This is a genomic window from Endozoicomonas sp. GU-1 (assembly GCF_027366395.1).
Taxonomy (GTDB): domain Bacteria; phylum Pseudomonadota; class Gammaproteobacteria; order Pseudomonadales; family Endozoicomonadaceae; genus Endozoicomonas.
This window is the reverse complement of sequence record NZ_CP114771.1, coordinates 1,112,237-1,135,201: the sequence shown is the minus strand read 5'-3', so window position 1 is coordinate 1,135,201 and position 22,965 is coordinate 1,112,237. Positions and strand designations below refer to the sequence as shown.

The 22,965-nt window shown below is 47.6% G+C and carries 28 protein-coding genes and 1 pseudogene; 16 read left to right on the top strand and 13 right to left on the bottom strand.

The window, feature by feature from the left end:
• Positions 1-76 precede the first annotated feature (76 nt).
• The 6 genes from O3276_RS04585 to O3276_RS04560 all read right to left on the bottom strand — a co-directional run bounded on the left by O3276_RS04585 (position 77) and on the right by O3276_RS04560 (position 4,417).
• Positions 77-1,480, bottom strand: a complete 1,404-nt coding sequence (locus tag O3276_RS04585; protein WP_269672872.1) for a hypothetical protein — start codon at positions 1,478-1,480, stop codon at positions 77-79.
• A 177-nt stretch (positions 1,481-1,657) separates the two neighbouring features.
• Positions 1,658-1,960 carry a GIY-YIG nuclease family protein gene (locus O3276_RS04580; protein WP_269674574.1) on the bottom strand — a complete coding sequence of 101 codons (303 nt, stop codon included), beginning with the start codon at positions 1,958-1,960 and terminating at the stop codon, positions 1,658-1,660.
• A 311-nt stretch (positions 1,961-2,271) separates the two neighbouring features.
• Positions 2,272-2,712: a hypothetical protein gene (locus O3276_RS04575; protein ID WP_269674573.1), complete on the bottom strand. Its 441-nt coding sequence runs from the start codon at positions 2,710-2,712 to the stop codon at positions 2,272-2,274.
• Positions 2,713-2,973: 261 nt separating this feature from the next.
• Complete coding sequence (locus tag O3276_RS04570; RefSeq protein WP_269674572.1) at positions 2,974-3,555, bottom strand: hypothetical protein; 582 nt, start codon at positions 3,553-3,555, stop codon at positions 2,974-2,976.
• Between the two features lie 123 nt (positions 3,556-3,678).
• Positions 3,679-3,834, bottom strand: coding sequence for a hypothetical protein (locus tag O3276_RS04565; RefSeq protein WP_269674571.1), 156 nt, complete (start codon positions 3,832-3,834; stop codon positions 3,679-3,681).
• On the bottom strand, positions 3,824-4,417 hold the full coding sequence (locus O3276_RS04560; RefSeq protein ID WP_269674570.1) for a hypothetical protein: 594 nt from the start codon (positions 4,415-4,417) through the stop codon (positions 3,824-3,826). Before O3276_RS04560 ends, O3276_RS04565 begins: the two co-directional genes overlap by 11 nt.
• A 260-nt stretch (positions 4,418-4,677) precedes the next feature.
• Between O3276_RS04560 and O3276_RS04555 the strand changes: the two are divergent.
• A pseudogene (locus O3276_RS04555) lies at positions 4,678-5,190 on the top strand (IS1634 family transposase); the annotation flags it as partial.
• A 48-nt stretch (positions 5,191-5,238) separates the two neighbouring features.
• On the opposite strand, the gene tnpC reads toward O3276_RS04555, so the two are convergent.
• A complete protein-coding gene (tnpC, locus tag O3276_RS04550) occupies positions 5,239-6,312 on the bottom strand; it encodes an IS66 family transposase (protein ID WP_269675935.1) in 1,074 nt (357 codons plus the stop codon).
• An 87-nt stretch (positions 6,313-6,399) separates the two neighbouring features.
• Entirely contained in the window at positions 6,400-6,753 is a 354-nt protein-coding gene (gene tnpA / locus O3276_RS04545) for an IS66 family insertion sequence element accessory protein TnpA (RefSeq protein WP_269674568.1), read from the bottom strand.
• A 166-nt stretch (positions 6,754-6,919) separates the two neighbouring features.
• Between tnpA and O3276_RS04540 the strand changes: the two genes are divergently transcribed.
• Entirely contained in the window at positions 6,920-7,198 is a 279-nt protein-coding gene (locus O3276_RS04540; protein ID WP_269674567.1) for a helix-loop-helix domain-containing protein, read from the top strand.
• Here the strand turns inward: O3276_RS04540 and O3276_RS04535 are convergent.
• The gene (locus O3276_RS04535; RefSeq protein ID WP_269674566.1) at positions 7,195-7,497 is read right to left on the bottom strand and encodes a DUF6506 family protein; all 303 of its coding nucleotides are present in this window, start codon (positions 7,495-7,497) and stop codon (positions 7,195-7,197) included. The two genes, O3276_RS04540 and O3276_RS04535, sit on opposite strands and share 4 nt — an antisense overlap.
• A 130-nt stretch (positions 7,498-7,627) precedes the next feature.
• Here O3276_RS04535 and O3276_RS04530 point away from each other — a divergent pair, with 130 nt between their 5' ends.
• Together O3276_RS04530 and O3276_RS04525 are read left to right on the top strand one after the other, a co-directional pair.
• The gene (locus O3276_RS04530) at positions 7,628-8,212 is read left to right on the top strand and encodes a hypothetical protein (protein WP_269674565.1); all 585 of its coding nucleotides are present in this window, start codon (positions 7,628-7,630) and stop codon (positions 8,210-8,212) included.
• A gap of 274 nt (positions 8,213-8,486) precedes the next feature.
• Positions 8,487-8,975, top strand: coding sequence for a hypothetical protein (locus tag O3276_RS04525; protein ID WP_269674564.1), 489 nt, complete (start codon positions 8,487-8,489; stop codon positions 8,973-8,975).
• Between the two features lie 104 nt (positions 8,976-9,079).
• Here O3276_RS04525 and O3276_RS04520 read toward each other — a convergent pair whose 3' ends face one another.
• Entirely contained in the window at positions 9,080-10,570 is a 1,491-nt protein-coding gene (locus O3276_RS04520; protein ID WP_269674563.1) for a hypothetical protein, read from the bottom strand.
• 255 nt (positions 10,571-10,825) lie between these two features.
• Here O3276_RS04520 and O3276_RS04515 point away from each other — a divergent pair, with 255 nt between their 5' ends.
• Together O3276_RS04515 and eno are read left to right on the top strand one after the other, a co-directional pair.
• Positions 10,826-11,110: a DUF406 family protein gene (locus O3276_RS04515; protein WP_269674562.1), complete on the top strand. Its 285-nt coding sequence runs from the start codon at positions 10,826-10,828 to the stop codon at positions 11,108-11,110.
• Positions 11,111-11,382: 272 nt separating this feature from the next.
• Entirely contained in the window at positions 11,383-12,675 is a 1,293-nt protein-coding gene (eno, locus tag O3276_RS04510; RefSeq protein WP_209275708.1) for a phosphopyruvate hydratase, read from the top strand.
• A 134-nt stretch (positions 12,676-12,809) separates the two neighbouring features.
• Here eno and O3276_RS04505 read toward each other — a convergent pair whose 3' ends face one another.
• Positions 12,810-13,886 (bottom strand): WD40 repeat domain-containing protein, encoded by a 1,077-nt coding sequence (locus tag O3276_RS04505; protein WP_269674561.1) that lies wholly within the window; start codon positions 13,884-13,886, stop codon positions 12,810-12,812.
• Positions 13,887-13,921: 35 nt separating this feature from the next.
• Positions 13,922-14,776: an F-box protein gene (locus O3276_RS04500; protein WP_269674560.1), complete on the bottom strand. Its 855-nt coding sequence runs from the start codon at positions 14,774-14,776 to the stop codon at positions 13,922-13,924.
• A gap of 292 nt (positions 14,777-15,068) precedes the next feature.
• On the opposite strand from O3276_RS04500, the gene O3276_RS04495 reads away from it, so the two are divergent.
• The 10 genes from O3276_RS04495 to rpoS all read left to right on the top strand — a co-directional run bounded on the left by O3276_RS04495 (position 15,069) and on the right by rpoS (position 22,398).
• Positions 15,069-15,344, top strand: coding sequence for a septum formation initiator family protein (locus O3276_RS04495; protein WP_269674559.1), 276 nt, complete (start codon positions 15,069-15,071; stop codon positions 15,342-15,344).
• A gap of 64 nt (positions 15,345-15,408) precedes the next feature.
• Entirely contained in the window at positions 15,409-15,702 is a 294-nt protein-coding gene (locus O3276_RS04490; RefSeq protein WP_269674558.1) for a 2-C-methyl-D-erythritol 4-phosphate cytidylyltransferase, read from the top strand.
• Between the two features lie 8 nt (positions 15,703-15,710).
• Entirely contained in the window at positions 15,711-16,145 is a 435-nt protein-coding gene (locus tag O3276_RS04485; RefSeq protein ID WP_269674557.1) for an IspD/TarI family cytidylyltransferase, read from the top strand.
• Positions 16,145-16,624 carry a 2-C-methyl-D-erythritol 2,4-cyclodiphosphate synthase gene (gene ispF / locus O3276_RS04480; RefSeq protein ID WP_269674556.1) on the top strand — a complete coding sequence of 160 codons (480 nt, stop codon included), beginning with the start codon at positions 16,145-16,147 and terminating at the stop codon, positions 16,622-16,624. The genes O3276_RS04485 and ispF overlap by 1 nt, the downstream gene beginning before the upstream one ends.
• A gap of 122 nt (positions 16,625-16,746) precedes the next feature.
• Positions 16,747-17,811, top strand: a complete 1,065-nt coding sequence (gene truD, locus O3276_RS04475) for a tRNA pseudouridine(13) synthase TruD (protein ID WP_269674555.1) — start codon at positions 16,747-16,749, stop codon at positions 17,809-17,811.
• A 79-nt stretch (positions 17,812-17,890) separates the two neighbouring features.
• Positions 17,891-18,640: a 5'/3'-nucleotidase SurE gene (surE, locus tag O3276_RS04470; protein ID WP_269674554.1), complete on the top strand. Its 750-nt coding sequence runs from the start codon at positions 17,891-17,893 to the stop codon at positions 18,638-18,640.
• Positions 18,637-19,305, top strand: coding sequence for a protein-L-isoaspartate(D-aspartate) O-methyltransferase (locus O3276_RS04465; RefSeq protein WP_269674553.1), 669 nt, complete (start codon positions 18,637-18,639; stop codon positions 19,303-19,305). The genes surE and O3276_RS04465 overlap by 4 nt, the downstream gene beginning before the upstream one ends.
• Before the next feature lie 107 nt (positions 19,306-19,412).
• A complete protein-coding gene (locus O3276_RS04460) occupies positions 19,413-20,342 on the top strand; it encodes a polyprenyl-phosphate transporter (protein ID WP_269674552.1) in 930 nt (309 codons plus the stop codon).
• 445 nt (positions 20,343-20,787) lie between these two features.
• Positions 20,788-21,261 carry a peptidoglycan DD-metalloendopeptidase family protein gene (locus O3276_RS04455; protein WP_269674551.1) on the top strand — a complete coding sequence of 158 codons (474 nt, stop codon included), beginning with the start codon at positions 20,788-20,790 and terminating at the stop codon, positions 21,259-21,261.
• 105 nt (positions 21,262-21,366) lie between these two features.
• Positions 21,367-22,398, top strand: coding sequence for an RNA polymerase sigma factor RpoS (gene rpoS / locus O3276_RS04450; protein ID WP_101747077.1), 1,032 nt, complete (start codon positions 21,367-21,369; stop codon positions 22,396-22,398).
• 65 nt (positions 22,399-22,463) lie between these two features.
• Here rpoS and fdxA read toward each other — a convergent pair whose 3' ends face one another.
• Positions 22,464-22,787 (bottom strand): ferredoxin FdxA, encoded by a 324-nt coding sequence (fdxA, locus tag O3276_RS04445; RefSeq protein WP_101747078.1) that lies wholly within the window; start codon positions 22,785-22,787, stop codon positions 22,464-22,466.
• Positions 22,788-22,965: the final 178 nt, after the last annotated feature.

Genomic DNA, 22,965 nt, shown 5'->3' with positions numbered 1-22,965 from the left:
AACAAAAAACTCAGCACAAAATCTGATCCATAGGTTAACTTAAATTCACTGAAGAAAATGGGTTATTATTTGGTAACTATGCCGTATCAGGGAATAAACTCCGGATGCTGATCATTTTCCGTTTTGGCTGTTCACTTGGTTTCACTCGCTTGCCTTTCGGTTTTGGTTCAGGTGTACCCTGCAAGATCAGCCCCTTCATGAATAACACCCAGGAACTAACCACAAAAATCTCAAAAAAATTCCTCTGCTTTTCCCAAAAAATCTTTTTCCGCTTGTTAGCCTTCAGCGCTTCATTAAATAATGGGCAGGAAAGCTCAACAATTTGATCAATCAGAAAGGCAAGAAACATCAGACAGGCAAAGTTGCTTGCCAGATTCTCTTCACCATGACCATAGTTATGCTCAAGACTGTAACCCAAATTCTTCAGTGTATTGAACGTTTCATTTTCAATTAACCACCGTGCGCGTCCTCCTCGCATGATTTTCATGCAACACATATGGTTGTGAATGGGCAGGCTGGTTACCCAGCTATTGCAGTACTTTATTTTTCCATCCGAATCCGTTTCCACATAGTCGACATAATTGACCATAAAATCAGGATGTGACTTATTGAGTGGAACATCGTTTACGTAGCGAGACGAATGCCGGTGACCCCGTTTGTCGGTATAAGTGAACCGACGGACTTTGCCTTCCCGGTCCAGATCATCAACGGCTTCCAGCAAAGCCTCATGATCACTGTCCTTGGCAACAGTGATAAAATTGTGACCATAAGACCGGATGAGTTTAAGGGTTGGCCCCTTGGAATAGAGACCATCTAAACCCAGTACCAATTTCAGGTGGTAGTGTTCCCTGGAGAGATCTTCCAGAATGCGTTCAAGGGCACGCACTTCACAGTCATTTTTGGAAGCATCTTTTTGTTGAGTAATAGGTTCTGGCATTAACGGCAGAACTGTTTTCAATCCTGGCTTTACAAGACAGATCGCGGATAACTGATGATAGAAAACAGTTGTTTTTTTAGGATTGTCGGCGTTTTTTGTGCAACAGTTTTTACAATTGATACTCTTTGACGTAAAAGTTTGTGTGCCATCAATGGGAGCCAGGTAGCCCTCTTTAAAATATTGAAAATGTTTCAATTTCCCACGACGCTGACAATAAGCAAAAAGGGCGAGAAACAGTGGTCGAATATGCTTTGTCTTAACGTGATCAATTATTGATCTCAGATAGGTATCACAGGGTATATTTTGAACATGATATAAACTCTTGGCGTTTTCCTTGATAGTGGGCTGTTCACGTTTGTCATCGCAGGCCAGTAACGATGGATTTTTGTTATGAAAAACAGCAAGGGCATACATAAACAAATCGGAAATGGAAAAATTTGATGAGCGCCCTTTTTGTGAGCGAGGATCGGGAATCTCTTGAACTTGTTCAAAGACAAGATCAATGAGGTCAGTAGTAACCGAATGATTATGAGAGGTAGGCATAGGATACTGTGTTGCTATTTTGCCAAAAGCATCATCTATTTTAGACTGCGTAGCTGAAATTGTCCTGTAAGCTTCCAGACCTTGGGAACAGCGGGCTTTCAGTCGTTGTGGGAATTACTGAGGTAGAAAGCCCCTTGCTGGATCAATATGGCGGTTATACCGGCAAGACGATGGTGGCTACCTCAAACAGCAAACAATCAGTTTTCCCTCTATATAGCGTATATGGGCTTTCGTCAGGTTATCGTCTTTGCTGACAAAGGCAGAGGTGTGAATCCAGTAGTCTTTTTCCTCATTTTTGGCATGCTGTTTCAGCCGCTTGGAAACGTCCTCTGCTTCGCCTATATAAAAAACCGGATCTCCAGACTCAGAATCAGTGCCCCTTAGCAGATAAACCCCTGGGCTGCTCAACTCTGGCCGAGTCAGAAAATCATCAAGATCACTTCGAGGTCCGGCAATGGCCTTGCCTGTCCAATTGGACATTTCGGCGGTACGCAGTCCGGTTGGGCTGCCTTTGACAAGGAACAGTTTGATAGTGGCTGGCTGGATATACGAGAATCACGTTCAATAAATATACAAGCCATATCGACCCCATCAACTTGATCATTATTGATTGGCAAGGGTTTTGGAGAATCTGTCAACTACATGAATATCCTGCAGCAGTTCAAGGCATTGATACCTGGAGGAGTGGAAGTTTTGGCTACCATCACCGCAATAACGGTAATGGCACCAGTCAGGCAGAGCTCCAGGATGGTTCGATTATTACCGTGAAAGGCGAGTCAGTGGGAGTTGGTCTAAAGGCTTTTGTTCAGGGAGGGAAATAAAAGGAGTTGCGCCGAATCTGGCGCAGTACCTTCTGAATTTTTAATGGAACTCTGGGGCGTTTCCATTAAATTAGACGTCAGTAGTTGATTATTGGGGTTTTTATCTGAACTGACTGACTGAAGATACTGCTCTCTTGCGATCACAGCTTGCTCTTTAGCTTCATCCTTGTTGGTGGTTTGTAGTTTGATTCTCTGGCAGGTCTTTTTATAGATCTTTTGTCTCTCGGCGTAAGCGGGATCTTTGCGAAGCTCCTTTTGGCGCTCCCTTTCGCGCTTGGCGTAAGCGGGATCTTTGCGACGTTCCCTTTGGCGCTCCCTTTTGCGCTCGGCGTAAGCGGGATCTTTGCTAAGCGCCCTTTGGCGCTCCCTTTCGCGCTCGGCGTAAGCGGGATCTTTGCGACGCTCCCTCACGCTCTCCCTTTGGCGCTCGACGTAAGCGGGATCAGTCTGGGAACGCTCCCTGTGGCGCTTCCTTTTGCGCTCCCTTTCGCGTTCGGCATAAGCGGGATCTGTCCGGTAGCGCTTCCTTCTGCGCTCCCTTTCTCGCTCGGCGTAAGCGGGATCTTTGCGAAGCTCCTTTTGGCGCTCCCTTTGGTGCTCGACGTGAGTGAGATATGTCTGGTGGCGCTCCCTTTGGTGCTCTTTTTACGCCCGGCAAGTGAAGAACTGACATCAACATTGACTTCTGCCTGTGGGGGGGGGATCATTTGTTGTTTGGTTAACACTTGTAGCATGGTGCATGGATAACGGATTAACGACAGCAACTGGCCGTAAATCTGGTAAACTATGAATTGCGGCAGGAAGATGAGTTAACTGTAAACCTGAACTTGTATGATTCGCTGTTGTTTGCTCTCTAATGTTAAGCTCGTCCCACGAAATTGGCTCCTGAAAGGGAGTGCCTGGTGTTAGTAATAATGGATTAATAACGGTTTCATAACCCTGCTGGTAAGGAACATATTGATCAAGAATGGATTGTGGTATGTTTGGAATACCTGTTTTAGAAGCGTTTTCTGAATTGAGGTTTGTTATATTATATTGATTCAATGAATAAAAATGATCAGCTTCATTCTGATATGTATCTGGTCCGATATTGTAAATAGGAATAGAGTTCTGCGCTTGAACGGGTATGCCTTGATAAACAGGCTGGTGTTCGGTGGCACCTGATGGCTGTTCTTGATTTGCAAAACCTAATGCGCTGGAACAAAGACAATTAAAATAAGCATCAAATGTAGGAAATTGATTAATCTGATCCATTGAGTTATCGATTTAATGAGTTACAGCTTACGACCATGCATTTTTATAAAAGTTCCTCTCTTTCACAAATTATTCTTGATTTAAGTCAGCGAGGTATAAATATTTGTTATTACAAATAGCGATTTAAAACCCTTCGAAAGTCAGTGGTAAATCACCTGAGTTTTTAGCTAAATTGACTGACTGAAGATACCGTTCTCTTGCGATCACAGCTTGCTTTTTCGCTTCTTCCTTGTTGGAGGTTTGTATTTTGATTCTTTTGTAGGTCTGTCTATAGATCATTTGTCCCTCCGCGTGAGTGGGATCTGCCTGGCAGCGCCCCCTTCTTCGCTCCTTTTGACGCTTGACGTAAGCGGCGGGGTCTGCGTGGTAGCGCTCCCTTTTTGTACTCCCTTTGGCGCTCCCTTTGGTGCTCGGCGTAAGCGGGATCTGTCTGGTAGCGCTGCCTTCCGCGTACTCTTCGGCGCTCCCTTTTGCGCTCGGCAAGTGAAGAGCTGCCATCAACATTACCTTCTGTCTGGTTTGTTTGGTTATCAATGGTAGGCTGGTGCATGTATAATGGATTAACGACAGCAACTGGCCGTAAATCTTGTGAACTGTGAATTCCGGCAGTAAGGTTGGTTAACTGTAAACCTGAGCTGGTTTGGTTCGCTGCTGTTGGCTCGTTAATTTCAATCTCGTCCCACGATATTAGCTGCGGAAAGGGAGCATTTGGTGTTAGTAATAATCTATGCTTACCGGGTTTATAATTAGGCTGGTAAGGAATATATTCATCAAGAATGGCTTGTGGTATTTCTGGAATACCTGTTTCAGAAGCGTTTTCTGAATCGAATTTTGTTAGAGATTTAATGTGATATTTAATCATTGTATTAGAATGATTAGCTTTAATTTGATATATATCTGGTCGGCAATTGTAGATAGAAATGGGGTTCAGAACTTGAACGGGTATGCCTTGATAAATAGGCTGCTGTTCGGTGGCATCAAATTGCTGTTCTTGACCTACTGAACCTAATGCTCCGGAACAAAGATAAGAAAAAGAAGCATCGAACTGCCTTTCACCACCCCGATTGATATTTTTCTGAAATCTGTTGTCAAAGGATTGATCAGATATTCAGGAACGTCGACATGTTGCCAGTTCAATACCAGTTTAAGAACCTGAACCACCTTGGCTTGGTTGCCGCTATGTGTCGGGAGCTAAAGATAGCCGAATACATCGATGCGCGTATAACTAATGACTCCGATGCGCGTAATGTCACTATAGGACAAGCGGTGGTCGCAATGATAATCAATGGGTTGGGGTTTACAGGGCAAACTCTGTATATGTTCCCTGAGTTTTTTGAGGACAAGCCGATTGATCGCCTCATCGGGGAAGGCATACAACCCGAACACTTGAACGACAAGGTACTTGGTCGGGCCCTTGATAGCCTGTACGACGCTGGCGTCAGTGACTTGTACCTGAACCTTGCCGTTAAGGTTGTCAATCATCTGAAGCTGCCCTGCAAGGCATTAAATCTGGATGGCACCAGCTTTCATGTGGATGGAATCTATAACAGTCATGAAAATCCTGATGACTTGAATTGTATCCATATCTGCCGCGGTTACAGCCGTGACCACCGACCTGACCTGAATCAGGTGGTCTGTAAGCGCCAATAAAACCACCGTCATAGCCAGCCCAAACTTTACGACTTATCCTTTAGATGCTTTCACTGCCCAGGGCAGGAGCTGCTCCAGTTTCTCAACCGTGTCGGCATAAGGCAGTTCTTTCAAAATGTGACTCAGGTATTCGAACGGTTCCAGCCCATTGGCCTTCGCGCTTTCGATCAGGCTGTAGTAGGTTGCACTCGCTTTGGCATCTTTCGGGGTATCAGCAAAGAGCCAGTTACGCCTACCCACAGTGAAGGGGCGGATAGCGTTCTCAGCTGCCGCGTTGCTAATGTTGAGGTGTCCGTCTTCACAGTAAACCACCAGTTTTGACCACTGGTTCAGGGCATAGCTCATGGCTCTATGGGTAAGACTATCCGGTATCAGCCGGGTGACGTTTTTCTGTAGCCACTGGTGCAGGTCATCAAGCAGTGGCTTACTGTCTTCCTGTCGGCGGACTTTTTTCTCTGCTGCGGTGAGTCCTTTGATCTCTTCTTCAATGGCATACAGCTTGCGGATTTTGCCCAGGGCTACATCTGCCTTGCTGACTTTATTGCCCTTTACCTTCTTACCTGGTTTGGTCTCACCTTTTTGGGCATCGGTGAATTTACGTCTCACATGGTCAAAACAGCCAAGCTGCGTTATGCCTTCCTGACGGCAGACTGCATCGTAGCTTTTGTAACCATCCGTTTGCAGGTAACCACTGAACCCTTCAAACAGGCGCAGGGGAACCTCCTTGCTTCGGGAAGGATCATATTCAAACAACACGGCGGTTTGTCCCGGTGGCCCACCCAGTGTGACCCACATGTATTTGTCCGATGTTATTGCCTTGCTGGGTTCTTTAAGTGCCTGTATCCGGGTTTCGTCAGCATTAATCACTCGTCCTGTCCGCTGATGGTCGTACATCAGGTTGATCAGTCCCTGTAGTTGCCGGGACAGACGCATCAACCAGTTAGCCATAGTCGTGCGGGTGACCGAACCACCGTAACGGGCGAGGATTTTTTCCTGCCGGTACAGAGGCAGGGCATCACAGAACTTGGCAACAATGATGTAGGCCAGCATGCAGGTTGTCACTGCTGACTTGGGAATAGGATGCCTGGGCAACTCAGCGGCTTTGATGATTCTTGAAAGATTTCCGGAAATCGACCGGGTCTCGATGCAGGTAGACTCTGGGAAGGGTCACTGGAGGACGCATAACCGGCAGACTCATTGGAGCAGCCCTATCAGTTGTTGTGCTAACTTCAGATTGGTCTGGTCAAAGCCTGTGACCGTTAACCCACTGGGCAGTGTGACGCTGAGCGATGAAAGAGCGGTGCCTGCGACTTCAGCCTGGGAGACAGGAATGACTTGTACAAAGGCAGAAGGCTTATCCTCTTTATGTGTTGTAGTGGCAACGGGCAAAGAAGCTTCATCAAACTTTTTTCTCCAGTACCAAAACTGGTTTGGTCTGAGGTTGTGTTGCTTACACCAGGAGCTCTGGCTTAATCCGGAATCACGCCAGGATTGAACGCGTTGTTGCCACTTCTCTCTGAGGGAGTGTGTAGAAATGTTTGCCTCCATGTAGACTGGAGGCTTATGATTTCGTAATGGAGATTAAAGTGGTAGAGCGTGGGTTTTGAATGCGCTTACGTTGTTTTTTAGGGTTGTCAGCGTTTTTTGTGCAACAGTTTTTACAGCTGATGGACTTTGACGTAAAGGTTCATCATCCAGGAATAGAGGGTGCAAGGTGGCACACCAGACAGGAGTCAGTGAGAAACGACTCGAGCATAATGTCCGAGAACGGAAACGTACGGCAATAATGAGGGTTGCAATGGGTGATTTAAAAGAACGGCTCTGTGGAACTTATTTCTCCGAAGGGATTCGTAAGAAGAAAATAAAGAATGTTGATGTGTTGCGTGGAGCCATTGGTTATATCAGAATGCTGAAAGATATTCTGGTAAAGGGTTCGACGGAGCAATCTCATTTCATTCCGCGTAGCGGAGATAAAGGCTTTTCAAATGGCTAAATGCCCATCAGTTCAATCAGGGACTTTCTACTTTCAGGTCCATAAAATACTGCCCCAACAGGTACCCTGTTTTCGGTTTCTTCCTTTACCAGTGCAATAATTTCAGCGCTGGCTAACCCACCACAAAGTTCAATCATCTGTACACCGTTTTTTTCAACCAGTTCTCTGGCGATATCTGCGGCGGTTTCCCTGTGGTTCATATCAACGGATACACAATAAAAGTGGGCTTTTTCAGTAACATTCTCCTGAATGGATGAGGACTGTAGGCCGGGCATGGCATAGATAAATGCAAACTTCATGTGGACTCCTTTTAATTGTGTCAGGTAATTGTGTCAGGTAATTGTGTCAGGTAATTGTGTCAGGTAATTGTGTCAGGCAGGCTGGATTTGTTGAAAAGTAAAAACTCAATTGTGGCAGAGGTTGAAGGAAGTGCAAGAAATAATCTCAATAAAAAAAATGAACGAAATACTTTCTGATAGTGTCCAAAAAAAGACAAACGAGGACATCAACATGACGCTATGCTTTTCAACTAATAATACTGCCCCTGTGCTGCAAGGTAATCATGATGCAACCACTCAATCACCTGATAATTCAACCCGGCGAAATGGCAAAGATCTTTTAAAATCCACGCTCACGCATGCAGCTTATGCAATAGCTTTTGGATCGTATACTACCCTGGTAAACCAATTCGTTGTTTCAGCACTGAATCAACCTCGCGATGATTTTTTGGCCTATCATTGTTTCAATAATTTGACCTCTGATGAGAGAAAAGAGTACGCACATCTAACTCCGTATGCTCCGGTTCATTTCGCGCAGGTGGCCGTTGCCTCAACAGCTTTTTTCTTGCCACCGGTGGCTTTTGCACTTTGTATGAGGGATGCAAATCTATTTATGACCGGGCATGCACCTGTTTTTCCGGGCATGATGTCGCAACAAATCAACCCGCAGGAGACTATCCAGAAGTCTATGATGAAGTCTCAGTCTCTTCCCCTGTCTGAATTCCTGACCAGATAGCAGCCATAATGCTATACAGGTGTTATGGTTTTCGGATGACTCTGGTCATCTCTTATCCGGGATGACCGTTCGCCATTCCAGCGCTTTCCCATTCCATTTGCCCGTGGCAGGAAAAAAGCCCGCAGCTAACCTGAAAAGCCAAACCGGGAAAATTTCCACCGACATCAAAATATGAATCATTGATAGTAAAAATAATTAGAAAAAAGTTGATTAGAATTGAACGAAATACCTTCTGATATTGTCTGAGAAATGACAACCAGTATGGATATTAAGAATGACTTTAACAATTTGTACTTCCGGTATTAACGCTGGATCATCGATGCCTGGCAATCCCGAACTCCAGGCTGTGACTAATCCGCCTGATAATTCAACCCAGCAAAAAAGCAATGATTTTTTTTCATCAGCGATCTTTCACGCCTTATATTCAACTGCTGTTGGGGTGTGTACTACCTTTGTAAAAAATCGGGTCGTTTCACCACTGAATGATCCTGGTAAAGTCTTTTTGAGGGAGCATTGTTTTAATAATATGTCCCGTGATGAATCTGATGAGTACGGAAAACTAACTCCGTTTACCCCGCTCTATTTGACAGAGATAGCAGTAACGTCGACAGCCTTTTTTGTTGCCAGCGGTGGCTTGTGCAAGGTGTATAAAGGATGTAAATCAATCTATGACCGGCTATGCCATACTCCGGCATATGAACGGCTATGTAATATTCCGGCACATGATGCCATCGCAATGCGACCTGAACCTGAAGAAGTCTAGGATTTTTCATTTGTGAGGTGAAGCGGTTCTATTTACGGAGCTGCTTCCCAAATCACCATGGCGCAGTCTTTTTTGGTTTAATCGCTATTTATCAACAGATTTGATCAATTTTTGGGGGAATCGCTGGGCAGTAAGTAATGTGGAAATTCAGTTGGGGTATCCTTAGGGGCTCCGAAATCAATCCCTTCCTTTTTATGCTTAAGCCTCCTTTGATTTAGCATATTGACTGTTTCTGCTTGTCTTTGGGACAAGGTAACCTTCTCTGGCTTGTCAAAGTGTATTTTCAGATTTTTAGCATCACGCTGACTGGCCGCCATCGCGATTTTTTGTTGCTTGACGTGTTCTAGTGCTGAATCTATATCCGGGTGTTCCAACCGTGGCCCTCTGAGGCTAACTAATTTCTCCTCCTGCTGGTACATTCTCCTCTTGACCGCTTCAATGACGTCAGTTCCTTCTTTATTAGTGACGGAGCTGATACCCTGATTGCAACAAAAATATTTTTCCTGTTCTATGGTTTTCGGATGCATATACGTTGGTATCGTGATTCTTAATGATTTCATTCTCAATTTATTTTCTTTGATTTTATTTTCTTCAATTTTATTTTCTTTAGATTTGTTTTCTTCAGCTTTATTTTCTTCAATTTTATTGTCTTCACCGTCTTTATCGTCTTTTATTTTGTTCGTTCCCATGACCTTTGGGCTAAGACACTTTTTTAATTCCTCCTTGAAAAATTTATAGTGAGGAGCATACTTATTTTTTGTCTCTGTGAGATACGAATTCAGCTGATATTGGGTGACCGGAAGCTTGATGTTGGTTTCTACATTGATATAAAAAAGAGTCAATAACTGTTCCAGACCATTGATCGTTACCTGGGCGATAATAGCACCGGTTCCTGCCTGATAAAACACTTTGTCAACGGTGACTTTACCCGAAATGCCAAGCTGATTGGCAAGCTCACTGTCCTTAATGATGTCAACAGTATGAATATCCAGTTGATCTGAATCGTTAGCAATGCGAATCATACTGTCAGTTTCAAAGCAGTGCAGACTCATGGGAGCGATTATGCTGTCAGGGCCATTAACAGGCGTCGTTTCTTCGCAAAATTGATCATCTGCATCGCTATCATCCGTAATAGCTACACATAATGAATCCTTGACATTTAGTGATGCGGACGCCTGATCAGTGGATTTGCCCGGGGAGGCATTCTCATTAAACCAGAATGAAAAGTATCGCCGCGGATCATCTTCATCATCATCGGGAATACGCCAATCTAGTTGGTCAGAATCTTCTGTTGATGGGGGATTCGCTGTCGTGGTTTTATCGGGATGAGTATCCTTTTCAGAAGGGAGAGATACCAGAAGATAATCGCCAACTTTACGAACTGATATATTGTATGAAGAAATTTTTTTTGATTGAAGGCTGCTTTCTTGAGAAGACCAAGCTTGAGAAGACCAAGCTTGAGAAGGCAAAGTTAAGTATGGAAATAAAGCCTTGGCGACAGTAACCGGGCTTTTCAGAAGACTGGCAAGAATACAGTTATCTTGAAGATAGCCAGTGTATTTTGAACCCACTAAATTTGATGCTGTATTAGACATTGGTTGCTCTATAATAACTTTCGTTTATAAATAATAATTTTTAATTTGATTCGGTTATTCCTGTTTTTCGTCCAGCCCTTTTCACAGGATCTGGTTCTTACCATTATTTGACCAGTAATTTGGAATATGGTTCCATTTTATTTCCGATTTTTCTTATTCACTCATTTTTCAAGGCCATTGTGCTATCTTATTGTTGATTTTTTCAGAAAATGATTCCTTGCATATCATCATCTGGCATTCAACAGGAGGCCTGATATGGACAATACCACCGCTGAACTGGAAGTTGATGCCGATCACTGTTTGGAGATTGGCCAGGTGATTGCACCCGGGGATACTCACCTCGAAATGACCATAAAGGGGGATACTGAGCAACAGGCAAACGATCAGATGGCAACGATGGAAGCCCTGGCTAACCGTATTTCTGACCACTGTCAGGTAAAGAAAACGGTGACTCTCCATCAGGGCAGTGCCACCATTGATGCCATGTTTGATTTTGACTGCACAGCAGAAAAACTGATTTTTGAATTGTATCTCAGGTAGTAATTTTACTTATCATTGTTATAGCTGTTTGATGATTATTTGATCATTGATGCCTGGTTTAAACGATGGTTAACAGGCGATTAACAGTCGTTAACAGTAACGATCAGAAATCCACGAAGCTCAATGTTGGCGCGGTGTCCAGCGAAATTGTAAGGCTTTGACACAGGATTTTCCGGTGGTATAGTTGCCGCTCCCGTAACAATGCCACCGCTCTTTTACGGTATTGCTTACCTCTCACTTGAAATTTCCGAATTCTTCACCCGGAGTATCTCATGACCGCTATCAAGGAAATCAAGGCTCGCGAAGTCCTCGATTCTCGTGGTAATCCCACTGTTGAAGCTGACGTCATTCTTGAGTCTGGTGCCTTTGGTACTGCCTGTGCTCCCAGCGGCGCTTCCACGGGTTCCCGCGAAGCTCTGGAGCTGCGTGATGGTGACAAGTCCCGCTACCTGGGCAAGGGCGTTCTGCAAGCCGTTGCCAATGTTAACGGTCCTATCCGTGAAGCACTGCTTGGTTTTGATGCCAATGACCAGCGTGGCCTGGATCAGAAGATGATTGATCTGGACGGCACTGACAACAAAGCCAAGCTGGGCGCTAACGCCATTCTGGCGGTGTCTCTGGCCGCTGCCAAAGCCGCTGCCGTTGATAAAGGCATGCCTCTGTACGCGCACATTGCTGAGCTGAACGGTACTGCTGGCCAGTTCACCATGCCAGTGCCAATGATGAACATCCTGAACGGCGGTGAGCACGCTGACAACAACGTTGATATTCAGGAATTCATGATCCAGCCGGTTGGTGCCAAAAACTTTGCTGAAGCGCTGCGCATGGGTGCTGAAGTATTCCACGCTCTGAAGAAAGTTCTCTCCGACAAGGGCCTGAACACTGCCGTGGGTGACGAAGGTGGTTTTGCACCAAACCTGGCTTCCAATGCAGACGCTCTGGCGGTCATCAAAGAAGCCGTTGCTGCGGCCGGTTACACTCTGGGCACCGACATCACTCTGGCTATGGACTGTGCAGCTTCCGAGTTCTACGAAGATGGCAAGTACAACCTGAAAGGCGAAGGCAAAGTCTTCACTTCCAATGAGTTCTCTGACTACCTGAAAGGTCTGACCGAAGAATACCCGATTATCTCCATTGAAGATGGTCTGGATGAATCTGACTGGGACGGCTTCAAGTACCAGACTGAACTGCTGGGCGACAAGATCCAGATCGTTGGTGACGACCTGTTTGTAACCAATACCAGGATCCTGAAAGAAGGTATCGATAAGGGCATTGCCAACTCTATCCTGATCAAGTTCAACCAGATCGGCTCTCTGAGCGAAACTCTGGATGCGATCAAGATGGCCAAGGACGCTGGCTACACTGCCGTTATCTCTCACCGTTCCGGTGAAACTGAAGACGCTACCATCGCTGACCTGGCGGTAGGTACCTGTGCTGGCCAGATCAAGACCGGTTCCCTGTGCCGTTCTGACCGTGTAGCCAAGTACAACCAGCTGATCCGTATCGAAGAGCAGCTGGAAGGCAAAGCGCCTTACCGTGGTATTGCTGAATTCAAGCGTGCCTGATTAGCAGTCGCTGCTGATGGCGAGGGGAGGCTCTAAGTCTCCCTTTTTTTTGCCTGGCGAAGCGGGCAAACCCGACAGGCTGAAAGAAGGCTGAGCCACCCCGACCTGGGGAAAATCAATCCGTCGATCGCCCTTTACCTGTGAACTTTTGGAGCAGACTTTCGGGTCTTTTTTCTAGGGGGAGGCGACAGTTCATTTAATGAGCACTGGGGATGTGGTGTTAAATCCTCCTTACAAAGGTGCCAGACCTGCACCAGTTGACCGTCGTTACTGATAGTCATTAAATGCCCCCCGTTAGTACTGAATGTTACCAGGTCAAGCTTGTAATGTTGGTGCAGCGTCGATTTGTGTAACCAGTGGCCATCTGCCGTAAGGCCATAGATGATGATGGCGTCATCATTTCTGGCTTCGATGACAATATGGGAGCCATCGTGGTTAAATTTGGCTGAGTAAACCCCGCCTGCTGTCGTAAAATTGAGGCTGGTTATCCAGTTGCCACCGGCCGTACAAGTGTGGATTCTGGCGTTGCATACAGGCAGGGATATGGGTGAGTAATTGCGGGAAAATGTCAGGATATGGCGGCCGTCAGCGCTGAACGTGGCTGAGGTAATATACATATCATCATGGACGATAATCTGTTGTTTTGACCAGCGCCTGGCGTTTGCGTCATACCGGTAGATTTTTGCTGTATGATCGCTACTGGCCGTGACTAAATAGTGGCTATCGGGGCTAAATCTAGTAGAAGAAATCCGTCGTTTATGTTTGATCGTGGTTTTATGTTGCCAGTTGTCGTGGGTATCAAAGCTCAGGATTCTGGCAGTATAATCGAAGCTCTCCGTTACTGCATGACGACTGTCAGGACTGAATGAAGTGTCGGTAATTTCCAGGGAGTGGTTAATACAGGTTTTTTTTACCCAACTGTTATTGGTGTTGCTGAAAATTGTTGCGGTGCGATCAGGTTGGTTATTCTTGTCGCTAATGGTGATGATATGTTTGCCATCAGGGCTGAATTCAGCGGCAGTGACCTTACCATTATGGTTCAGGGTGGTCAGCTCCAGCCAGTTGCCGTTGCTGTCACGGGCATGGATTTTCGCCGTGTGATCGACACTGGTGGTGACGACCAAGCGGCTGTCAGGACTGAATGTTGTTGAAAGAATCCTCCCTTTGTGCCCCATTGTTGTTGTTACTGCCCAGCGGCCAGCCTGGTTCATTGTGCATATTATGGCCCTGCGACCACTCCTGGCCATCACTGCATGGCGGCTGTCGGGGCTGAAAGTCGCCGAGCTGATAAATCGATCAGAAATGATGATGAGTTTTCTGTCCAGCTGCCGTCGGCATTACAGCTGGTGATTTTTGCGGTTGAAGCCGTGTAGCTCAATATATGCCGGTTATCACTGCTGAAGGTGATCCGCCGTACTCTGTCTTCATGGGCAATGGCTATCTCTGCGGGCCTTGCGGTGATTTCCGTTCTGCCATAATCCGAACCACAGCGCGCGTAACTGTTGGTCGCCAGAAAGCGTCCATCGCTGCTGAGTTTGGCTGATGCCGCCGTAAAGGGGATGCAGTCAATGGATATTGCCAATTCCGGTCGGAAAGTACGACAGTTAACCATCAACTGGTGCACTGTGTAAAACAGGATTTGCGGGAAATATTTCCCTTTTTGAGGTTCCCGTGGCGGTATGTCGTTGTCTGTCACTTCCCCGGCTGAATGGCCGCAAATAGTGCTGATCAGCGTTTCATTGCCGGTGAATTGCCTCAGCCAGGCTTCCAGTTCATGGTTGCTGATATTTTTGGCAATCTGGATGAATTGCTGCTGCTGTCGTGGCTCGAGCTGTTTAAACCAGATCCTGGCGGGCAGATGATCTGCACGGACGATAGCCAGCAAAGACGAACAGGTCTGTGCCATGGCCTTGATATCACGGTCCCCTAAAAAAACCAGTATGTGTCTTATGGGTTGCTCTGGAAGATCCAGCAATAGCAACGGCCTTGGGTTGATAACGACAGTGATTCGGTGACTGGTTCTGTGTTCTACGGGCGGGAAGGTGGTATTAGCCGGAGGGGTATGGCTGGTGGTTCTGCCAATGGGATTACCAGTCGGCATATTCCGAACTCCCGGGTCTTTGGCCTACGGGTGATGGGTAGCCAGTACCCGATTGAACTCAACAGCAACCCGGGTGTAGAACGCTGTCTTCCGTTCATAAATACCCGGGATAGTAAGAGCGATCATTTGAGTTGCTTATTTTGATGTCTGGCTTTTTCTAATGACCTTCATTAATGTGAAACAGTTCAAAGATCCGGTTGTATGTTAAACCACGGGTACTCCTGTTAAACTTCAGCGTTAAGTCTCTATTACTGCCCCTGCTGCTGGATAGTGACGGTTTAAAGCGGAACTGATGATGAAAAAACTGGCAATAACCCTGTTGACACTGCTGCTGGTTTACCTGCAAACCAGGCTCTGGATTGGTGAAGGCAGTGTGGCTGAAATGTTGACACAACAAGATAACCTTGAGCGTTTCAGGCTGGAAAATGAACGTTTGTACCAGCGTAATCGTCTGCTGGCCAAAGAGGTTGTGGAGCTGCAGCAGGGGATGGAAACGGTTGAAGAGAGAGCGCGCCAGGAGCTGGGTATGATCCGCAGTGATGAAACGTTCTTTTTGACTTACGATTAAATCCTGTATTGGTCAGGAGCCGTTTCTGAGCGGGCTTCTGGATGTTCAAGTTAAGGGTGTCAGAGTGAGTAGCGTAGAAACCATGAATGCGGTTCGTTACTGGGCGGTTGTTCCGGCAGCGGGCGTTGGCCGCCGAATGAATATCGATATTCCCAAACAGTACCTTGAAATCAAGGGCAAGCCCCTGATGGTGCATACTCTGGAGCGGTTGCTGGATTTTCCCAGGCTGGAAAAGATCGTGGTGGTGCTTGATCATAATGATGAGTATCACCAATCCATTGAATTACTTCGCAACCCGGGAATTCTCCTGGCCCAGGGGGGGGGGATGAGCGTTACCACTCGGTACTTAATGGTTTGAAAGTGCTATTGGATATTGGTTCCCCTGATGACTGGGTACTGGTTCATGATGTGGCCCGCCCCTGCATTCGCCGTTCGGATATGGAGTGGCTGGTGAACCAGCTCCATGACCACCCTGTAGGCGGTCTGCTGGGTTGCCCGGTTACCGATACCATCAAGCGGGCCGGGGACAATGATGGTGTGTCTGAAACGGTAGACCGTCAGGGGCTCTGGCATGCCATGACACCGCAGATGTTCCGTCTGGGCATGCTGCATGACGCCATGGCAAAAGCGATAGCGGATAAGATGCCGGTAACGGATGAGGCCAGTGCCATTGAGTACGCTGGCAAACAGCCCGTGATGGTGGAAGGACATGCCGATAATATTAAGGTGACCCGGGGAACTGATCTGGCTCTGGCCACTCTATATATAGAACAGCAGTCGAAACTTATTGAGGTCACTTGATGCGTATTGGTCATGGTTTTGATGTTCACCGCTTTGATGAAGGTGATTATATTGTTCTGGGTGGGGTAAAAATTCCTCACACCCATGGGCTGGTGGCGCACTCTGATGGCGATGTGCTGCTTCATGCCCTGTGCGACGCACTCCTGGGAGCGGCAGGTCTGGGTGATATTGGCAGGCATTTTCCGGACACTGATGAACGCTATGCTGGCATTGATAGCCGCAAGTTACTGCGTCATGTTATTGCTCTGCTTGAGCAGCACAACCTGGTTCCCGTCAATATGGACAGTACCATCATTGCCCAGTCGCCTAAAATGGCACCGCACATTGATCAGATGCGGCAGAATATCAGCGAAGACATGGGGATTGACCCATCGCTGGTGAATGTCAAAGCGACCACCACTGAAAAGCTGGGCTATACCGGTAGAAAAGAGGGTATTGCAGTTCACGCCGTTGTTCTGTTGACAGATTTGGGATCGTGATCCAAAGGGTGGAGCCTCCCAGGAGGCCCACCACCCATGGTTATTTTTCAGTATTTCCTTTCAAAAACTGCGTCAAACGCGGTATTGTTTATTGTTAATTTTTGCCTTGTTGAGTGCGCATCATGGATGCAGATGTACCGATGCCTGCCGATTACTCCGTTGATTGGTATTATGCCTTTGGTGGTCCTTTAGGCAGCTGTCTTTTCAAATCCTGTCATGAAGATTTTCTGGTTGATGAGCTACTGCCCTTTGAGCCCGAAGGTGAAGGTGAACACCTTTTTCTGCTGATTGAAAAAAAAGGGGAGAATACCGACTGGGTCGCAGGGCTTCTGGCGAGACATGCAGGAGTCAGAAGACAGTCGGTAAGTTATGCCGGGAGAAAGGATCGCCATGGAATTACACGTCAATGGTTTTGTGTTTCCCTGCCTGGTATGGCTGATCCCGACTGGAGTGGACTGGAGAGTGACACCATACGGATCCTTCGACAGGCCCGCCACCGGAAAAAACTGAAAACCGGAGCCCTGAAGGCAAATGATTTCTGCATCACATTGCACAATGTAGATGCTGATCCTGCGCTGGTTAATGCCCGGTTAGAGCAGATATCCCGTGCAGGGGTGCCCAATTACTTCGGTGAACAGCGCTTTGGTCATGAGGGGCGTAATATTGACAAGGCCGTCGATATGCTGGCTGGAAAATTCAGGGTTCAGCGTAATAAACGATCGGTCTATCTGTCTGCAGCCCGATCCTGGCTGTTTAACCGGGTTCTGTCGCAAAAGGTTACTGCCGGGGTCTGGAACCAGTATCTTGGTGGCGATGCATTAGGATTTCCAGATAGCAATAGCCTGATTTTTGTGGCGCCGGACGAAGCCATGATGACTCGCCTGGGGAATGGTGAACTGAGTCCGACTTCGCCGCTGTGGGGCAGGGGAGCATCGAAAGTGACTGACCAGGTGCTGACTTTTGAACAGTCGGTCACTGCCGGATATCCTCAGTTGTGTGATGGACTTGAGAGGGCCGGTTTGCTGCAGGAGCGCAGAGTTAACCGCCTGATACCTCAGCAGTTCACCTGGGTGTGGGAAAACAGTCCGGAAGGACGTTCACTGGTATTGCGCTTCCGACTGCCAAAGGGCTGTTTTGCGACGTCTGTACTCAGGGAGTTGTTTGATTGTTATCAACAAGAGCCATGAAACTGGGGCGTGAAATGAGTCATGCAGTTCACGACAGTGGGCTTAAGAAAAATTTGGATTAATTCAGGATTGAGGGACTATGACCATATTGCTATCCAATGATGATGGCGTAACCGCCAGGGGATTGGCCCTTTCGTTTGCCACCATGAAATCGCACGGTCCGTGCTGGGTAGTGGCTCCGGATAATGACTGTTCTGGCAAGGGCCATTCCCTCACCCTGGACCGGCCACTGCGCATGAAAGAACACGACAATGGGTTCTTCAGTGTGAACGGAACACCGGCAGATTGTGTCAATCTCGCTGCCAGTGGGCTGTTTGGCCGCCTTCCGGAACGCGTAGTTTCCGGTATTAACAGTTGCGCCAACCTGGGCGATGATGTGCTCTACTCGGGGACTGTGGCTGCGGCCATGGAAGGACGCTTGCTGGCAAAAACCGCAATCGCTATTTCATCCTGCGGTCAAGAGGATCGCCACCTGGAAGTGAGTGCCAGAGTGTTGCACGATTTGATGTTGCGCCTTGATGATCAGGTTCTGCCAGAAGGCACGATACTCAATGTCAATGTCCCGGCCTGTGACTATGAAAAGATCCGTGGGATGAAAATTACCCGGCTCGGCCATCGTCACCCGTCAAAGCCTCCGGTAAAAATAACCGATCCCCGTGGCAATACGGTGTGGTGGATCGGTGGTGTTGGTAAGCCCCTGGTTGCTGAGGAAGGGACTGATTTTCATGCAGTGGCTTCTGGCTATGTATCCATTACCCCATTGCAATACGATAAGACCGGCCATGCAACGTTATCACTGATGGAGGATTGGCTTGGAGCCTGTGTATGAGGGATCTTGAAATTGATGGTATCGGTATGACATCCCGCCGGACCAGAGAGCGGCTGATCCAGCGTCTGATGGATCAGGGTATTCAGTCCGGCAAGGTTCTGGATGCCATTCGCACCATTCCCCGTCATCTTTTTCTTGATGAGGCGCTGGCACATCGTGCTTATGAAGACACAGCTCTGCCGATTGGTCATAATCAGACGCTGTCCCAGCCGTACATTGTTGCAAAAATGACGGAAGTGCTGTTGGCCCGGGGTGAACTGAATAAGGTGCTGGAAATTGGCACCGGATCCGGTTATCAGACGGCTGTGCTTGCTTCGCTGGTGGCCAGGGTCTGCTCCGTGGAGCGCATCAGGCCATTGCAGGAGAAGGCACAGCAGAGACTTTCCAGGCTTTCTCTGAAAAATGTTCGTCTTCGTCATACCGATGGTGGTATGGGGTGGCCGGAAGAAAGTCCATTTGATGGGATTATTGTCACGGCGGCACCGGGAGAAATTCCTGCAGCGTTGTTGAGCCAGCTGTCTCCGGAAGGTGGCAGGCTGGTCATTCCGGTGGGAGGAAACAACCTTCAGGATCTTGTGTTAGTGACCAGAAACGGTGATGAGTATCAGCGCAAGGTGTTGGAAGCTGTCCGGTTTGTACCGTTGCTGGCGGGTGTTATACGCTGATACGTCATAAAAAAGACGTTACTTTCTTGAACGTACCCACACAAAAAAGCAGTCAGTCAGGGATGACTGATGGCATTTTACTTAACTTCTGTTCCAAAGGTCAGAACATGTCGAATCATTCTTCTTACTTTGCCCTCATCGCCAGGGGAATGGCTATGGGGGCCGCTGATGTTGTGCCGGGCGTATCCGGTGGAACCATCGCATTTATTACTGGTATTTATGACCGGCTGCTGAATGCCTTGAAAAGTGTTAACCCATCGTTAATGAAGGTCCTTGGTGAGGAAGGGTTTGCCGGTGTGTGGCAGAGAATAGACGGCACATTTCTGGTGTGTGTGTTTGGTGGTGTGCTGACCAGTATTCTGTCCTTTGCCCATGTGATTACCTGGTTCCTGGCGACGTATCCGGAGATGCTCTGGGCCTTCTTTTTTGGTCTGATTCTGGTGTCCGGATTGCATATGATTCGTCAGGTTGATCAGTGGAATGTGGCGACTGTCATCACCCTGATCGCTGGTATTGTGATTGCTTATGCTGTGGGTGTATTAACCCCGACCAGTCTTGAACCAGAGCCGCTGACGCTGTTTTTTGCCGGTAGCATTGCTATCTGCGCGATGATTCTGCCCGGTATTTCCGGTAGCTTTATGCTGCTGATGATGGGGCTGTATGGTCCGGTCATTGATGCCGTGAAGAGTTTGAATTTCAGTGTACTGACCGTTTTTGGCCTGGGTTGTATCGGCGGTTTGCTCAGCTTTTCCCATGTGTTGTCATGGCTGCTAAAAAAGCACCGCGATCTGGCGATTTCACTACTGACCGGCCTGATGCTTGGAGCTCTGGGCAAAGTCTGGCCATGGAAGGAGACACTGGCAACACGGGTTAACAGTTCCGGGGAGCTGGTCCCGCTGATTCAGGCGAACGTGTCGCCGATGAATTATCAGGGAATTACCGGGCAGCCTGCTTATCTGGTTGAATCTATTGGGCTGATGATTTTTGCCATTGCTTTGGTGGCGATGATTGAGTGGGTGGGTAGTAAAAATCACTAAGCAATCGTGCCAATATAGGTGAAAATACTGATATTGGTATAATATTTTAAACCATAAGTTACTGTTTATATTCTTTTATTGAATAAATGATTTTTGTGGGCATGCAGGGTAATGGAGTTGATAAAGTGTTGGATTTCATGAAAATCACTCTGATTAATTTGAGTGATTGCTCAAAAAAAATACTTTTCCTAACAGCCTGCCTGCTCACCGCAAGTTGCAGCCATGATCCGGCCAGGGTGACGGTCACTGACCTGAGATCACCACCGAAGGTGACTTCAGGTCAGCATATTGTCCAAAGCGGAGAAACCCTTTATTCAATAGCCTGGCTCTATAGCAGAGACTTCAGAGAGTTGGCCCGAAAGAATAGCATTCGAAGTCCTTATACTATCTATCCGGGGCAGAAAATAAACTTATCTATCCGCCGGTCCGGGTTGCTGCTCCGTCGGTGACTCCAGTCAGGCAGCCAAAGAAAACCGTTGCCAAAAGCAGCGCTCCGGTCAAAAAATATACAGCAAAGGGTTCGACGCCAAAAAGTACCGCTTCCGGCAGCAGTGGCTGGCAATGGCCTGCGAACGGAAAAATTATTTCCGCCTATTCGCTCAAAATGCCCGTTAACAAGGGGATTGATATTGGCGGCAAATTAGGAGAGCCTGTAAAGGCAGCTGCCAGTGGTGAGGTAGTGTACGCAGGAAGCGACCTGTCCGGCTATGGCAGGCTGATCATTTTGAAACATAATAGTAGCTATCTGAGCGCGTATGCGCACAACAGGGATCTATTGGTGAATGAGGGAGACTCAGTTAAAGCGGGCCAGAAGATAGCCGAAATAGGTTCTACAGGAACGACGGAGCCTAAGCTGCACTTCGAAATTCGGCGTGATGGTAAACCGGTCGACCCGATGGGGTACCTTCCAGGGCGCTGATAGCGAAGGTCAGTGGCTGTTGTAGTAGAGGGATCTCACGGGTGTCGGCGCAACTTTTTTGGGTTGCCCGGCATAGAGTGGGACTTTCGGATAGGACTAACTCTTATGGCATCGAAGAGGGATGACGCAGAGCTAAGCAGTTATGCTGACGATGTAATCCAGGGACAGGATGAATTGAGCCCGGACGAAAATGCCGGTGACCTCATTGAAGTGGTTGACGAGAACGATGATATCGATAAGCCGCGGCCTGCGGCTGTGTCTCCGGTGAGTACCGGTCGTCGAAAAGAAGACGATGGGTTTTACAAATCCATCGATGCAACCCAGCTGTACCTGAATGAGATTGGCTTTTCACCTCTCCTCACCCCCGAGGAGGAGGTTCACTACGCCCGCCTTGCCCGAAAAGGGGTGGAAGCGGGCAGACGCCGGATGATTGAAAGTAATCTCCGGCTGGTTGTTAAAATCTCCAGGCGCTATGTCAACCGCGGACTGACACTGCTTGATCTGATTGAAGAGGGTAACCTCGGACTGATTCGTGCGGTTGAGAAATTTGATCCGGAACGTGGATTCCGTTTTTCAACCTACGCGACCTGGTGGATACGACAGACGATTGAGCGGGCGATCATGAATCAGACCCGCACCATACGTCTGCCAATTCATGTGGTTAAAGAACTGAACGTCTATCTCAGGGCTGCCAGGGAATTAACCCAGAAGCTGGATCATGATCCCAGCCCGGAAGAAATTGCCGAGTTGCTGGATAAGCCGGTGGCTGATGTAAAACGGATGCTCGGTCTTAATGAACGAGTGACATCGGTTGATACACCACTGGGACCTGACTCTGATAAATCCATTCTGGATACGATCTCTGATGAAAAAGGTGCCGACCCGGCCGAATTGCTACAGGATCTGGATCTCAATGACAGTCTTGACCGCTGGTTAGGTGAGTTATCAGAAAAACAGCGAGAGGTGGTTGCCCGCCGGTTTGGTCTCAGGGGGTATGAAACCAGTACGCTTGAGGAAGTCGGTAAAGAGATTGGCCTGACCCGTGAACGGGTAAGACAGATTCAGGTAGAGGCTTTAAAACGGCTTCGATCTATTCTTGAAAAGCAGGGGTTGTCAGGAGAGTCCCTGTTTAACTGATGGCCTGACATTCTCTGTTAATAAAAAAGCCATGGGTAACCCCCATGGCTTTTTTGCGATTGATCTCAGCGTTCCAGCTGGTCCAGCTTGCCCTTCACGCCATCCCACTCTGCTGCATCAGGGAGAGGGTCTTTCTTCTCGGTAATGTTATCCCAGACATCCGCGAGCACGGCGTTCAGTTCGATGAACTCCTGCTGATCATCGGGAACCTCATCTTCGGAGAAAATAGCGTTTGCCGGACACTCTGGCTCACAAAGAGCGCAGTCAATACATTCATCCGGGTGAATAACCAGGAAGTTTGGTCCTTCATAGAAGCAGTCCACAGGACAGACTTCCACGCAATCGGTGTATTTGCACTTGATGCAGTTTTCACCCACTACGAAAGCCATGGTGGTTAAACTCCATTTGATCTGACTAAAAAAAAGTACTGCCCGGTTTTGCTGTTATATTCGTGATTCACGAAAGCATGTCATAGTGTGACAGGTTCTCGTAACAGAACCTGAGGCAATACAAAAATATCGGGCAAGTCTACCAGAGTTGTAAACCCGCTGGATAGCCGTGATAAAC